Annotated in this window: 14 protein-coding genes; 8 read left to right on the top strand and 6 right to left on the bottom strand. The window is 72.2% G+C overall.

Annotated features, from left to right (window positions below; all coding sequences use genetic code 11):
• Positions 1-67: 67 nt before the first annotated feature.
• The gene (locus tag ITI46_RS28970) at positions 68-370 is read right to left on the bottom strand and encodes a DUF3618 domain-containing protein (protein ID WP_209242883.1); all 303 of its coding nucleotides are present in this window, start codon (positions 368-370) and stop codon (positions 68-70) included.
• Positions 367-825 (bottom strand): phage holin family protein, encoded by a 459-nt coding sequence (locus ITI46_RS28965; protein ID WP_209242882.1) that lies wholly within the window; start codon positions 823-825, stop codon positions 367-369. Before ITI46_RS28965 ends, ITI46_RS28970 begins: the two co-directional genes overlap by 4 nt.
• A gap of 229 nt (positions 826-1,054) precedes the next feature.
• Here ITI46_RS28965 and ITI46_RS28960 point away from each other — a divergent pair, with 229 nt between their 5' ends.
• Positions 1,055-1,408 (top strand): hypothetical protein, encoded by a 354-nt coding sequence (locus ITI46_RS28960; protein ID WP_209242881.1) that lies wholly within the window; start codon positions 1,055-1,057, stop codon positions 1,406-1,408.
• A gap of 1 nt (position 1,409) precedes the next feature.
• Here ITI46_RS28960 and ITI46_RS28955 read toward each other — a convergent pair whose 3' ends face one another.
• A complete protein-coding gene (locus ITI46_RS28955) occupies positions 1,410-1,871 on the bottom strand; it encodes a DUF3592 domain-containing protein (protein WP_209242880.1) in 462 nt (153 codons plus the stop codon).
• Between the two features lie 280 nt (positions 1,872-2,151).
• Between ITI46_RS28955 and ITI46_RS28950 the strand changes: the two genes are divergently transcribed.
• Together ITI46_RS28950 and ITI46_RS28945 are read left to right on the top strand one after the other, a co-directional pair.
• On the top strand, positions 2,152-3,486 hold the full coding sequence (locus ITI46_RS28950) for a S8 family serine peptidase (protein WP_209242879.1): 1,335 nt from the start codon (positions 2,152-2,154) through the stop codon (positions 3,484-3,486).
• Entirely contained in the window at positions 3,483-3,731 is a 249-nt protein-coding gene (locus ITI46_RS28945; RefSeq protein WP_209242878.1) for a hypothetical protein, read from the top strand. The genes ITI46_RS28950 and ITI46_RS28945 overlap by 4 nt, the downstream gene beginning before the upstream one ends.
• Positions 3,732-3,744: 13 nt before the next feature.
• On the opposite strand, the gene ITI46_RS28940 is transcribed toward ITI46_RS28945, so the two are convergent.
• The gene (locus tag ITI46_RS28940; RefSeq protein WP_209242877.1) at positions 3,745-5,121 is read right to left on the bottom strand and encodes an MDR family MFS transporter; all 1,377 of its coding nucleotides are present in this window, start codon (positions 5,119-5,121) and stop codon (positions 3,745-3,747) included.
• 188 nt (positions 5,122-5,309) lie between these two features.
• Positions 5,310-6,671: a CitMHS family transporter gene (locus tag ITI46_RS28935; protein ID WP_209242884.1), complete on the bottom strand. Its 1,362-nt coding sequence runs from the start codon at positions 6,669-6,671 to the stop codon at positions 5,310-5,312.
• A gap of 143 nt (positions 6,672-6,814) precedes the next feature.
• Here ITI46_RS28935 and ITI46_RS28930 point away from each other — a divergent pair, with 143 nt between their 5' ends.
• From ITI46_RS28930 to ITI46_RS28915, 4 genes are all read left to right on the top strand, one after another.
• Positions 6,815-7,735 carry a LysR family transcriptional regulator gene (locus ITI46_RS28930; RefSeq protein WP_209242876.1) on the top strand — a complete coding sequence of 307 codons (921 nt, stop codon included), beginning with the start codon at positions 6,815-6,817 and terminating at the stop codon, positions 7,733-7,735.
• Between the two features lie 135 nt (positions 7,736-7,870).
• Positions 7,871-9,088, top strand: coding sequence for a CaiB/BaiF CoA transferase family protein (locus ITI46_RS28925; protein WP_307808368.1), 1,218 nt, complete (start codon positions 7,871-7,873; stop codon positions 9,086-9,088).
• Positions 9,078-10,052, top strand: coding sequence for an HpcH/HpaI aldolase/citrate lyase family protein (locus tag ITI46_RS28920; protein WP_209242874.1), 975 nt, complete (start codon positions 9,078-9,080; stop codon positions 10,050-10,052). Before ITI46_RS28925 ends, ITI46_RS28920 begins: the two co-directional genes overlap by 11 nt.
• 81 nt (positions 10,053-10,133) lie before the next feature.
• Complete coding sequence (locus ITI46_RS28915) at positions 10,134-11,690, top strand: oxidoreductase (RefSeq protein WP_209242873.1); 1,557 nt, start codon at positions 10,134-10,136, stop codon at positions 11,688-11,690.
• Positions 11,691-11,706: 16 nt separating this feature from the next.
• Here the strand turns inward: ITI46_RS28915 and ITI46_RS28910 are convergent, their stop codons facing one another.
• Positions 11,707-12,717, bottom strand: coding sequence for an extracellular catalytic domain type 1 short-chain-length polyhydroxyalkanoate depolymerase (locus tag ITI46_RS28910; RefSeq protein WP_209242872.1), 1,011 nt, complete (start codon positions 12,715-12,717; stop codon positions 11,707-11,709).
• 244 nt (positions 12,718-12,961) lie between these two features.
• Here ITI46_RS28910 and ITI46_RS28905 point away from each other — a divergent pair, with 244 nt between their 5' ends.
• On the top strand, positions 12,962-13,786 hold the full coding sequence (locus ITI46_RS28905; RefSeq protein ID WP_209242871.1) for a 3-hydroxybutyrate dehydrogenase: 825 nt from the start codon (positions 12,962-12,964) through the stop codon (positions 13,784-13,786).
• Positions 13,787-13,834: the final 48 nt, after the last annotated feature.

Below are 13,834 nucleotides of genomic sequence, written 5' to 3'. Positions count from 1 at the left end.
CCCGCCAACGCGCCCCCGCCCGCCCCCAACAGCATGCCGACGGGCTTGTAGGCGATCCTGACCGCGTTCACCGACGCCTCCCCCCACCGTGCCGCCCCATCTTCCGGCGCCGGGCGATGAGGACGAGGACGAGCAGGGCCACGCCCGCTGCGACGGGCACGGTCGGGTTGCCGCGCGTCGTCTCCGCCGCGTGCTGCGCCTTGCTCTTGAACTCGGCGGCCTTCTGCCGCCCCTGGGCCCTGAGGTCGGCACGCGCCGCCAGGGCCTCGACGGTCGCGCCCAGCTCCCGCCGGGTCTCCTCCACCTGTGCCCGCAGCTCTTCCGGACTCGGCGCGGGCCCATGGCCGTTGGTCTTGGTGCTGTCCGTCATCGGTGAGACCTCTCCTTCACCTCGGCCACATCGGCTTTCAGACTCTCCACGGTCCGCTCGGGCGTCGGCGGAGTGGCCTTGCCGATCTGGCTCTTGCCGACGAGGGCCAGCACCCCCGCGATCACCGCCAGCCCGCCGGTCACCACCAGCGCCGCCAGCCACAGCGGCAGCACCAGGTCGATGGCGACGATCGCCGTGGCGGCGAGCGCCTGAAGGGCGATGAAACCCAGCACTCCCGCTCCGCCGAACATGCCGCCGCCGATACCGAAGCGCTTGCCCTTCTGCTGCATCTCCAGCTGCGCCAGCCGCAGCTCCTGCCGCGCGAGCTGGGCGATCTGCCCCGATGCCTGCTGAACCAGGTGGCTCACCGACTCATCCGCGGCCGCCTGCCTGCGAGGCGGGGCCTGAGGCGGCGCGGTCTCCGTACGAGGCGGGGCCTCATGTGTCGTGGTCATGGCCGACTCCGTTCCCACTCTGACGTCGGTCTCCGTACGTCGGTCTCCGTACGTCGGTCTCCGTACGTCGGTCTTCGTACGTCGGTCTTCGTACGTTGGTCTTCGTACGTGGTGCGGGGTAACCCAGTCCCCGGCGGTACCCCCGCCCGCCTCGCCTATGCGACTGCGCGCCGTGACTGAGTACCGGAACGGATGGCCCACGAGGCGGCACGCTCCGTAGGTTCCGGCCATGGACGCTTCAACCGCCGCTCCGGAAACCATGACCCGAAGCCCGCGTTCGGCCGCGCACTGGCTGGGCCTGGCGCTGCTCGCCGTCGCCGTGCTGGTCTTCGGCGCCTTCGTCTATGTACTCGGCCCTCTGCTGGCCATCTCGTGCTCGGACTGCCAGGACGGCGTCCGCGGCCCGCTGCGCTTCGGGCAGGCGCTGTTCGTGGTCGGCTACTACGCGGTACCGCTCACCGTTCTGGGCTCGCTGATCGGTGTCTTCACGTCCCGGCGCGGCGCCCGCGCGGGCGGCATCGGCCTGTGCGCCCTGCTGCTGCTCCTGCTTGTGGAGCAACTCTTGGGCCAGTTCGTCGGCTGACTCAGAGCGCCAGCTGCAGCCCCGTTGCGATGCCCCACACGCAGAGGGCGGCCCCGGCAGCGGCAGCCACCCACTGCACGGTGCTGCCGCCCCCGTACGTGGACCACTGAGCGGGGTCCGACGGCAGGTAGTAGACGGTGATCCCGGAGCCGGGCTGCGGTGCCTTCTCCCGGCGCACGGCCAGCGGCGACGTCTTCTTCATACGGCGGCCGTCCGCCGTGTCCCAGGTGATGACCGGGTAACACAAGCGGCTTTCCAGCTGCTGGTTCTCCGGGCGTTCGAGGGAGACGACCGTACCCGCGGCCGCCACGCCATGACGCCGCAGCCCTCTGGTGCGCAGCGCGGCGCGGAGGGCCTGACGGCACAGATACGCCCCTATGAGAAGCAGGAAGGCAGGGAACACCCAGACGGCGACGGAGCGGGGCAGCAACTGCTCGATGATCTGCTCGATTACCTGCCGCACGCTGCTCCCACTTTCCGCGCCGTATCTCGCCGCCCCGCTGTTGCCCCCAGTTCTAGCAAGGGGCACACCCGCCCGGCCCGGCGGTGCCGTGTTGCGGGGGTCTGGGGCCGGTGCCACGGTGAGAAGGGAGGCGGCAGTACGCGCCGATACGCGACCCGGCGGCGCCCCAGCAGCGACCCGGCGGCGCCCCATCGTTCATCACCCCTGACGCTCGGTGGACCGGCGCGCGCTCAGGAGAGGGGGGAGCGCAGAGAGAGCCGTACAGAAAGCGGGCAATGCAATGGCGAACGGACCCACGGACAGGCGTGCCTTCGGTGAGCAGCCTGACCGACCCAACGGCCATCTCACGGGCCAGGCCACCGAATACACCGGCCGGTATGTGGTCGTGCTCGACCCCAATGACCCGGAGAGCGGCCTGAACCGGCTGCGTTCCTCGGCCGGCATCGCGTCCGTCGAACGCGTACGGGGAACCGAGACGGCGCACGTCGCGGGGCTCCTGGAGAATCCTGACGTCTCGGTGCTGTTCGAGGAACTGGGCGCCGCCGTCGTCGAGGTGCGCCCCGAGCAGCGCCACGCGCTGGTGGCCGCGGCCGAGGCCGAACCCTCGATCGTGGCGGCCGAGCCGGAACGCAAGGTCCACGCCTTGCCGATCACCGCCCCGCAGCAGGCGCCGACCGAGTTCTTCCCCGCGTACCGCAGCGACGAGGACGTGGTCGCGCACCACACCAGGACCGAAATGGCCGCCGCGCAGGGCCCGTCCTTCGACGAACGGTCCTTCACCTGGGGCCTGCAGGCGATCCGGGCCAACAGGTCAGGACTGACCGGCCGTGATGTGAAGATCGCCGTTGTCGACACCGGCGTTGACACCACGCACCCCGATCTGGCCCCGCGCATCGAGACCAGCGTCTCCTTCGTACGCGGCGAGCCCGTCGAGGACAGGCACGGCCACGGCACGCACTGCATCGGCACCGCCGCCGGGCCGGCCGAGCCGAGGGAGGGGCCCCGCTACGGCGTGGCCTGCGAGGCCCGGATCATCGCGCTCAAGGCGCTCGACAACGAGGGCAACGGCGGCGACGGCGACATCCTGGCGGCCGTGGCCGCGGCGGTGGCACACGGCGCGCGAGTGATCTCCATGTCGCTCGGCGCCCGGGTCCGCCGGGGCGAGCTCTTCCCGCAGACCTACGAGAAACTGGCCCAACGCGCCCTCCGGCGCGGGACGTTGATCGTCGCCGCCGCGGGCAACGACAGCCACCGCCCCCCGCACATCGAGCCCGTCAACCGGCCGGCCAACTGCCCCTCGATCCTCGCGGTGGGCGCGCTCGACAAGTCGCTCACGCCGTCGTTCTTCTCCAACGGCGCCATCAACGGCCGCGGTGGCGAGGTGGACATCGCCGCGCCGGGCAGCGACATCATCTCGGCCGCTCCCGGCGGCGGGCACCAGGTCATGAGCGGTACCAGCATGGCCACGCCGCACGTCGCCGGAGTCGTCGCGTTGCTGGCCCAGGCGCACCCCGAAGCGTCAGCGGACGAGCTGCGGGCCAGCCTGCTGGCCGGCGCCTTCCCGCTGGCCCAGCCCGCGATGGACGTGGGCGCCGGCCTGCTCCAGGCGCCGTGAGCGAGCAGCCCGGGCCCGCACCGGTCGGGGTCATCCTCGCGGTGGACCCCGACCGGTTCGCGGACGTGGTGGCGGCCCTGCAGCGCGCCGGGCTGACGGTCACGGGCGAGCAGCCGTCCCTCGGCACGCTCTCCGGCACCGTCGCGGAGGACCGGATACCCGCTCTCGAGGCGGTGGACGGCGTCGAATCCATCGACCGGGAACGCCCCATCCGGCTCCCTCCCCCGGACTCGCCGATCCAGTGATTCCGGGCCGCCGTTACGACGAATGAACCGGCCGCTCATGGTCGCGACCCGGGGAGGTCGGCGGCGCCGTGGGCGCCCCGCCGCTCTCCGCGCCACCGCCCTCACGCTGCTCCTCCGCCCGCATGCTGCGCAGCAGCAACGCGTACCCCAGTGCCGCGACGGTGCCCACCGCCGCGCTGGTGGCCCAGAGGGTGCGGGAGCCGAAGTGGTCGATGACGAGGCCGCCGAGCAGGGGTGCGCCGAGGTTGGCGACCGACCAGGAGAGGGTGTACATGCCCTGGTAGCGGCCCCGGCCGTGGGTGGGGGAGAGGCGGACCACCAGGCCCATCTGCGTGGGGGAGTTGATCATCTCGCCCAGCGTCCAGACCGCCACGGCGACCGCGTAGAAGGCCGCCGAGCCGCCGGCGAACGCGTTCAGGCCGAAGCCGTACCCCGTCAGCAGCGCCGAGACGATCAGCAGTCTGGCCGGGTCGCGGTCCTCGATGAAGCGGGTGAGGGGGAGCTGGAGCAGCACGATCAGTACGCCGTTGAGGGCGATGACGGTGCCGAAGTCGGTGCTGCTCAGACCGTGTTGGCCCATAGTGATGGGGAGGGAGACGAACGCCTGCTGGATGAGGGTGGCGAGCAGCAGGTTGAGCCCGACGACGACCATGAAGCGGGTGTCCCGCAGCACCGTCCCCATGGAGATATCGGCCTCGGAGACGCTGGCCCCGGAAACGCCGGCTTCGGACGCACCGGCCCCGCCGCCGGAGCGCCCCTCTCGCCGTTCGTGCGCCGGGGTCCGCGGTCTGGACTCCGACAGCTTCCAGAAGGTGATCAGCGCGGTGGCCAGCACCATCGCGGCTTCCCCGAAGAACAGCAGGTGATAGCTGTACTGGGCGATGAGTCCCGCGCTGGTGGAGGAGACGGCGAAACCGAGGTTGATCGCCCAGTAGTTGAGGGAGAAGGCTCGCACCCGGTCCTCGGGGCGCACGATGTCGGCCATCATCGCCTGCATGGCGGGCCGCGAGGCGTTGGTGGCCATGCCCACCAGGCCCGCGACGACCGCGATCGCCACCGGGTGGGTGACCAGGCTGAGCGAGGCGACGGAGACGGCGGTCGACAGCTGCGCGACCAGCAGGGTCGGCCGCCGTCCGATCCGGTCGGTCAGCACACCGGCGCCGATGGAGGAGACGACTCCGCCCAGTCCGTAGAGGGCGCCGACCAGACCCGCGTACGAGGCCGAATAGCCGCGCTCCAGGGTCAGATACAGCGCGAGGAACGTCGCCACGAAGGCGCCGAGCCGGTTGACGAGAGTGCCGGTCCACAGCCACCAGAACTGCCGGGGCAACCCGCCGACGCTCGCAGCCGCGGCCTGTCCGAGCCTGCCGAAAGACACTTTCCCGCCCACGCCCGCTCCCCCTTGAAACCCGCACACCCCGCCAGGGTGTAAGCGGCCTGCCCGCGAAGCGGAGGTTACGCGTGGCGTTCGTACGGCCGCCAGTGAATTGACGGAGTCCGTCAAGTGACGGCGGCCGTACGCGGGTTACGGCGCAGGCTGAGCCGGGAGTCGCGGCGCCCACCCTGCCGCCCCGGTCTTCAGAGCGAGATGGCCCCGGTGGCCAGCGCTGCCGCGGTCATCACGAGGGTCGTGCCGAACGCCCAGCGGAAGATGAAGCGCTGGTGCTCGCCGAGTTGCACCCCGCTCATCCCGACGAGGATGAAGGTGGAGGCGGTGAGCGGGCTGAGCGGGAAGCCGGTCGTCATCTGGCCGAGGACGGCGGCCCTGGCGACCTCCGCCTGGTCGGTGCCGAACCCGGACGCGGTGTCGGACAGCACCGGCAGGATGCCGAAGTAGTAGGCGTCCGGGGTGAAGGCCAGGCTCAGCGGCATCCCGGTGACGGCGACCAGCGCCGGCAGATGGCCGCCGAGTGAGTCGGGGACGACGGAGACCAGCGCTTTTGCCATCTCGGAGATCATCTTGGTCTCGGTCAGCACCCCGGTGAAGACGCCGGCCGCGAAGATCAGCGTGGTGACGAGCACCACGCTCTTGGCGTGCTGTTCGAGCAGCGCCTGCTGTCGCTCCCAGGTCGGGTGGTTGACCAGCAGCGCGACGGCGAAGGCGATCGCGAACAGCACCGGCAGCGGCATGGCTTCCATGACCAGTGCGACGAGCAGTACGACGGTCAGTACGGCGTTGAAGACGGTCAGCCGGCGTGCGGGGCGCTTCGCCGAGGGCGCCAGCAGTGCGCCCGGCCCGTCGCCGACCGCGCGGACGGGCTGTTCATCGCCGTCCGGGACCGACCCTTCGCCGCGGTGCGCTGCCGCCCCCTCGCCCTCCCCCGCTTCGGCCAGCCGGCGCCGCTCCCGGCGCCCTATCCAGTACGAGGCCAGCAGCACCCACAGGACGCCGCACCCCATGGCGGGCAGCACCGGGGTGAAAACATCCGAACTGTCCAGTTTCAGCGCTGCCATGGCCCGTACCGTCGGCCCGCCCCACGGGATCATGTTCATCACGCCCGCGCCCAGGCAGACCACACCGCTCAGCACCAGCGGGCTCATCCCCAGCCGCCGGTAGACGGGCAGCAGCGCGGAGACGGTGATCAGGAAGGTCGAGGCGCCGTCACCGTCGAGGGCCACGCACATCGTCAGCACGGCCGTGCCGACGGCGATCCGCGCCGGATCGTCGCGGGTGAAGCGCAGGATCAGCCGGATCAGCGGATCGAAGAGACCGGCGTCCACCATCAGCGAGAAGTAGAGGACCGCGAAGGCGATCATGATGCCGGTGGGCGCCACGGTGGTGAGCCCGGCGAGGATCATCTCGCCCATCTCGCCGGCGAACCCCCCGGCGAGCGCGGCCAGCACCGGGAGCAGTACCAGGGCCACCAGGACGGACACCCGTCGGCTCATGGTGAGCAGCAGGAACAGACCTATCGTGGCAAAGCCCAAAGCAGCCTGCATGGTCTCGCTCACCTTCTTCTCCTCGGCGCTGCGGACGAGTTTCAGAGCGGCGACAGATCGGAGTCCAGCATCAAACCGAGATCTTTCCATGCGTTGTGCGCATCAATGGCCAGGGGCGCCGCCGGCTCCTAGGCTCGCTCGCCATGGAAAGCACCCTGCGTCAGCTGACGGCGTACGCGGCCGTCGCCCGGGCGGCGAGCTTCACGGCGGCCGCCAGGCAACTCCACGTCTCCCAGTCCTCGCTCAGCCGCGCGGTCGCGGATCTGGAACGGGAGCTGGGCGCACAGCTCCTCGAACGGGACACCCGCAACGTCCAGTTGACCGCCGCGGGCGTCGAGGCGCTGCGGATAGCCGAGCAGATCGTCAACGCCCACCGGTCAGGGATGAAGGAGCTGCAGCGGTTTCTGCTGGGGGAGTCGGGAGCGGTCGTGGTCGCCACCCTCCCCTCGGTTGCCGCCGTGCTGCTGCCCCAGGTGATCTCCGGGTTCCGCAGCCGGCGGCCGGAGGTGGCGATCCAGATCCTGGACGGACTGGAACGGTCGGTGCTGGACCGCGTGCTGTCCGGGGACGCGGACTTCGCGATCACCACCGGCGAGCCGTCGGGCCGGCTGGAGCACCGCCCCCTCGTGCGGGACAGGTTCGTCGCGGTACTGCCCCAGGAGCATCCGCTCGCCGCCCGTACGGAGGTGGCCTGGGAGGACCTGGCCCGCGAGCCGTTCCTCGCCGTCGGACGGGAGTCGAGCGTACGGCGGCTGACCGACGCGGCCTTCGCCCAGATCGACGCGCCGGCCGTACCGGCTGCCGAGGCGGGCAGCGTGGCGACGGTCGGCGGTCTCGTCGCCGCGGGGCTGGGGGTCTCGGCGCTGCCCGCCCTGGTGCTGCCGCTGCTGGGCACCGGGCCGCTCGTCCACCGGCCGCTGACCGACCCCGTGGTGGACCGGCGCCTGGACATCGCCCTGCGGGAACGCCGGCCGCTGCCGCTGGCGGCGCAGCGGTTCCTGGAGACGCTGGAGGAGTTCCGCACGCAGCAGCGCGATCTCCCGCCCGGGGTCTCCTGGGCCTGACGCCCTCCACGTGGTCTCCAACTCATGCGAAAACCGCATGGATTGATGGAGCTTTCTTGCTGGACACGCATTTCCTCGGCTCGGCACGCTGAAGCCGCGGGGAAACGGATCCGGCGAGGAGCAGGGGGCACCGCAGTGACGAGCAGGCATCCGGAAACCGGCGGCCCGGGGCAGTTGCGCGGACTGAAGGTGGTGGAGTTCGCGCACGTGGTGGCGGGTCCGCTGGCGGGCTCCCTGCTGGCCGACCAGGGGGCCGACGTGGTGCACGTGGAGCCGCCGGGCACGGGGGACGCCGCCCGCGGGATGGGGCCGCGGAAGGACGGCCACCCGCTGTGGTTCAAGGTCGCCGCGCGCAACAAGCGCTCCGTCACGCTCGATCTGCACCACGAGTCCGGCCGGGAGCTCGCCCAGCGGCTCGTGGCCTGGGCGGACGTCGTCATCGTCACCCTGCGCAGCGGACGGCTGCGCGCCTGGGGCCTCGACTGGGAGACGGTGCACCGGATCAACCCGAAGGCCGTACTGCTGCAGATATCCGGCTTCGGCGCGACCTCCTCACAGGCCGACGCACCCGGCTTCGGCAAGGTCGGTGAGGCGCGCAGCGGCGTGGTGCATCTGACCGGGTTCCCCGAAGGGCCGCCCGTGCACACCGGCTTCTCGCACGGCGACGCCGTCACCGGGCTGATGGGCGCTTACGCCGTCCTCGCCGCCCTGCACCGCCGGGACCACGACCCCCGCTTCGACGGGGAGTGGATCGATCTCGCGCTGTTCGAGCCGCTGTTCCGGCTCGTGGAGTGGCAGGTCATCGTCCACGACCAACTCGGCACGGTGCCCGAGCGATCCGGAAACCAACTCGCGGTCGCCCCCGCGGCGGTGATCAACACCTACCGGTCCCGCGACGGCGAGTGGCTCACGGTGACCTCGGCGACCCTGCGCTCCGTACGCAACATCGCCCGGCTCCTCGGCCTGGACGAGGACGAGTTCGCCACGGCGGAGCAGCAGTACGCCAAGCGCGGGCAGCTGGACGACGGCCTGCGGGCGTGGGTGGGCGAGCGCACCGCCGCCGCCTGCCTGGAGGCGTTCGCCCGCGCCGAAGTGGTGGCCTCCCGGGTGTTCAGCGCCGAGGACATCGCCGCCGACCCCGTCTACGCCGAGCGGGAGGACATCGTCACCGTCGACGACGCCGACCTGGGGCCCGTCCGCATGCAGGCAGTGCTCCCGCACTTCAGGCAGCGGCCGGGGCGGGTATGGCGGACCGGTCCCGGCCTGGGGCAGGACAACCACCTCGTCTACTGCGACTGGCTCGGTCTCGGCGAGGACGAACTGGCACAACTGGAGCAGCGCCATGTCGTCTGACACCGGCGCCGCCGTGCCGCCCCGCCCTCCGCTGCGCTCCCTGCTCTTCGTCCCCGGCAGCAGAACGGACTGGCTGCCGAAGGCGCAGGCGGCGGGCGCCGACGCGGTCGTCCTCGACCTGGAGGACGCGGTACCGCAGGCGGGCAAAGCGGCGGCCCGCGACCAGGTGGCCGAGGCGATCGCCCAGGCCGCCGAGGCCACCGCCCAGGCTGCCGAGGCGTCCGCCCCTCCCGCCCAGGGCGTGGCCGGCCCCGGCCGTCCGCCGGCGCTCTTCGTCCGGGTCAACCCGCTGGACGGCTGGGCTGCCGCCGAGGAACTCCGGACGGTTGCGCGTCCCGGACTCGGCGGCATCGTGCTGCCCAAGGTGGACGGACCCCAGGACGTGCGCCTCGCCGACCGGCTGCTCGGCTGGTGCGAACGCGAACAGGGGCTGCCCACGGGGTGGTTCGCCCTCGTGCCGCTGCTGGAGACGGCCCGCGCCCTGTACGCGGCGCACGACTGCGCGGCAGCCGCCGCCCGCGTGGCCTACCTTGGCGCCATCACCGGTTCAGGTGGTGACGTCGAGCGTGCCATCGGCTACCGCTGGAGCCCGCAGGGCACCGAGACCCACGCCCTGCGCTCCCGCGTCCTGCTGGACGTACGCGCCGCGGGAGCGCCGCACCCGGTCACCGGGCTGTGGACCCGCGTGGGCGATCTCGACGGGCTGCGCTCCTTCGCCGAACAGAACCGCTCCCTCGGCTACACCGGCATGATGGCGATCCACCCCTCCCACATCCCCGTGATCAACGCCGTGTTCTCCCCCACCCCCGAGGAACTCGACCGCGCCGCCCGGCTGCTGGCCACAGTCCAGGAGGCACGGACCCGCGGCGCGGGCGCGGTCACGTTCGAGGGCGAGATGGTCGACGAGGCGATGGCGGAAACCGCACGCTCACTGCTGCAGCGGCACGGCCGCGGCGCCACCTGACGCCCTGACGCCCTGACATCCTGACGCCCGCACCGTGCGAAGCTGAGGGCGCAGCGGTATCGGAACCGGGGGGTCGATGGGGTGCCCGAGCGTGCGAGTTGGGAACCGCCGGAGGAGCTGACGGCGGCGGAGCTGGGCCTGTGGCAGGCGTACCGGAACGGCAGCACCTACGACCTTCGTACGGGGGATGCGCGGCACGACGACCCGTTCGGCGAGGTCCGCTGGGGACCCGAACGCGCCGTACGCGCCCGGGTGGTGGCGCGCCTGCTGCTCGACGGACCGCCTCCGCTGCCCGGCAGGGCGCCCGCGCTGAAGCTGACGGGCTGCTACATCACCGGCCACCTCGACCTGGCCAACTCGGAGATCACCGTCCCCGTCGAACTCCAGCAGTGCCGTCTGGAGGCGTCGTTGCTGCTCGTCGACTGCCGTGCGGGCCTTGTGATCCTGCACCGGTGCTGGGCGCCGCGGCTGGAGGCGACGCGGCTCACCGTCGAGGGCGATCTACGGCTGAACGAGAGCCGGCTGGCCCGGGGCCTGGTCCTTGCGCAGGCCAACATCGGCACGGACCTCTCCCTGGAGGGCCTCGAGCTGGGCGGTGACCGGCGCGGCAAGGCGCTGGACGCCGACGGGATGAACATCGCCCAGGACGTGAACGCCGACCGGCTGGAGGCCACGGGCGAGCTGTCCCTGCGGGGCGCACGGGTGGGCGGCACCATGAGCTTGCACGGCTGCCGGCTGAGCAATCCCCGCGGCAGATGGGCGCTCACCGCCTCCCGGCTCACCGTCGAGGAGAACCTGGTGGTCGCTCCCGGCGCACTGCCCTCGGGGTCCGACTCCCGGTTGGCCCGCATGCAATCCGCCGCCGTCCAGGGAGGCATCAACCTGGACAGCTCGACCATCGGCGGTGCGCTGGTCCTGGACGGCGTGCGGCTGAAACTGGCAGACGACCAGGAGCTCTCACTGCGCGGCATCCAGGCCACGGAGCTGACGTTCACTCCCGAGTGCCCGGAGCGGGGCCGGGTGGACCTCCAGGACACCGTGGTCAGCCGGCTGGTCGACCGGGCCGCCAGCTGGCCCGGCGACGGCCGGCTGCGCCTGCGCGGCTTCACCTACGAGTACCTGATCCCGAAAGGCCCCTTCCCCCTGGACCAGCGGCTGGCCTGGGTGCATGAGGCGACTCCGGAGTTCAACCCTGAGCCGTACGACCGGCTCGCCGCCTGCCTCCAGGCCGGAGGTGAGGAGGCCGACGCGCACACCGTCCTCCTCACCAAGCTCCGGCGACGGCGGGAGACCCTCCACGGGCCGCTCCGGGTGTGGGACTACATCCAGGACCTCGCCCTGGGCTACGGCTACCGGCCCGGCCGCGCGGTCCTGTGGCTGGTCCTGCTGCTGACGGGCGGCTCGGTGTGGTTCGCGAAGAACCCGCCGCCTGCCCTCAAACCCGACGAGGCGCCGCACTGGGAGCCGTTCATCTACACCCTCGACCTGCTGCTGCCCGTGCTCGACCTCGGGCAGGAGGCGGCCTGGCGGACCACCGGGGCCTCCCAGTGGATAGCCCTGACGCTCGTCATCCTCGGCTGGCTGCTGGCCACCATCGTGACCGCCGGGGCGGCAGCCGTCATCCTGCGCCGGAACTGAGGGCCGGCCGGACGGGTCAGTTGCTCAGCTCCCAGTCCCGCAGCAGGTAGCTCGTCGAGCAGACGGTGTCCAGGAAGTACGCGCCCGCCTTCCCGCAGCCCTCGTCCGGCTCGACGGGGGTGCCGTGGTCCATGCCGTCCACCAGATAGCTGCGTACCGCGACCTGCCCGGCACCGTCCTGGTAGTCCGCCTGTGTGGTGCCGCCGGGGAGCTGGTGGGTGGCGTCGGCGGTCTGGTCGGCGCCCAGGACGTTCGTCCACTGCTTGACCGACTCGGTGGCGTTGCGGGGCGCGACCGTGTGGTCGGCCGTGCCGTGCCAGACCGAGACCCGGGGCCGCGGGCCGCTGTATCCGGGGTACGCGGCGCGCACCAGATCGCCCCACTGTTGCGGGGTCTTGCTGACGCCGGGGTTCATACAACCGAAGGCGTCCACCAGCGAGGTCGCGCAGCCGGCCGGCAGCCCAGCGATGACACCGCCGCCCGCGAAGGCGTCGGGGTAGGCCGCGAGCAGCGCGGAGGTCATCCCGCCGCCGGCCGACAGCCCGGTGACGTACACCCGGGAGGGGTCGGCGTCCAGGTCCCGCACGGTGCGCTCCACCATCTGCCGGACGGAAAGCGCCTCGCCGCCGCCCCGCCCGGTGTCGCCGGACTGGAACCAGTTGAAGCACCGGTTGGCGTTGTTGGCCGTCTCCTGCTGCGGCGCGACGACGGAGAAGCCGTGCTCGTCGGCGGCCCGCTGCCAGCCCGCGCCGTCGAAGTACGTGGCGGCGTCCTGTGTGCAGCCGTGCAGTACGACGACCACGGGCCGCCCGGCGCCGAGCCCGTCGGGTGTGTAGCGGTACATGGACAGCGCGCCGGGGTTGGAGCCGAAGTCGGTGACCCGTTCGAGACCGGCGGCGATGGTGGCCCCTTGCCCGCCTTGTCTGCCTTGTCCGCCTTCGGATGCGGAGGACGTGCCGGAGACGCCCAGCGCGGAGAGGGTGAGAGCGGCGAGCAGCGCTGCCGCGGTGCGCACGGAGGTTCGCATGAGGGGTTCCTTCCGTGGTGCTGGTGTGGGGGTTCCGGGCACGGGCGGCCCGGTGAGCGGCACCGTAGGGCGGGCGCAGCGGCGGGCGAACGTGTCGGACCGCCAGCGGTACGGGGGTGCGGCTGTGAGGCGGCCACATTGCGAGGCGCGCACCGGCCGGATGTGGCGCCCGCACATACGGTCCCGGCCAAGTGCGGGCGGGCGCCACATCTGACGGCCGGCCGACCGAGCCTAGGCTGCCGCCATGACGCCTCGCCGCGAGTCCATCCCCGCAGAGCCTCCCTCCGTCGACCTGGACCTCACCGGCCGCACCGCGCTGGTCACCGGCGCGGCCGGCGGCATCGGCCGGGCCTGCGCGCTGCGGCTGGCGGCGGCGGGCGCCCGGCTCCGCGCGGTCGACCTGGACCCGGAAGGCCTCAAGGCGCTGGCGGAGGAGGCGGCCCCGGGACCCGCGGGGGCCGGGGCCGTGGAGATCCACCCCCTCGATCTGACGGACCCCGCAGGGCTGGACGCCGCCGAACGCGCGGCGGACGGCGCCGACGTACTCGTCAACGCGGCCGGCACCCAGCTCGTCCGCCCCATCGAGGAGTTCCCGCCCGAGGCGTTCCGCCGGATGCTCACCCTCATGCTGGAGGCGCCGTTCCGCACCACCCGGGGCGCGCTCCGCCGGATGTACGCGCAAGGGTGGGGCCGGATCGTGCACATCTCCTCCGTGCACGGGCTGCGGGCCTCCGCGTACAAGTCGGCGTACGTGGCGGCCAAGCACGGGCTGGAGGGGCTGTGCAAGACGACGGCGCTGGAGGCCGCCGCGCACGGGGTGACCGCGAACTGCGTCAACCCCGCCTATGTGCGCACGCCGCTGGTGGAGCGGCAGATCGCGGACCAGGCCGAAGCGCACGGCATCCCGGCCGAGCGCGTGATCAGCGACATCATGCTCGCGGACTCGGCCGTCAAGCGGCTGCTGGAGCCGTACGAGGTCGCCGAGGCGGTCGCCTATCTGTGCACTCCCGCCGCAGCGTTCATCACCGGTTCCGCTCTGCCTCTCGACGGCGCATGGACCGCTCACTGACCCTGTGGCCATGCACAGCCCCACCGACAACAGCCCTGACCCCGACCC

The organism is Streptomyces oryzae (assembly GCF_017676365.1).
GTDB lineage: Bacteria > Actinomycetota > Actinomycetes > Streptomycetales > Streptomycetaceae > Streptomyces > Streptomyces oryzae.
Note: the sequence above shows the minus strand (reverse complement) of the source record. Positions and strands in the feature narration are given on the sequence as shown.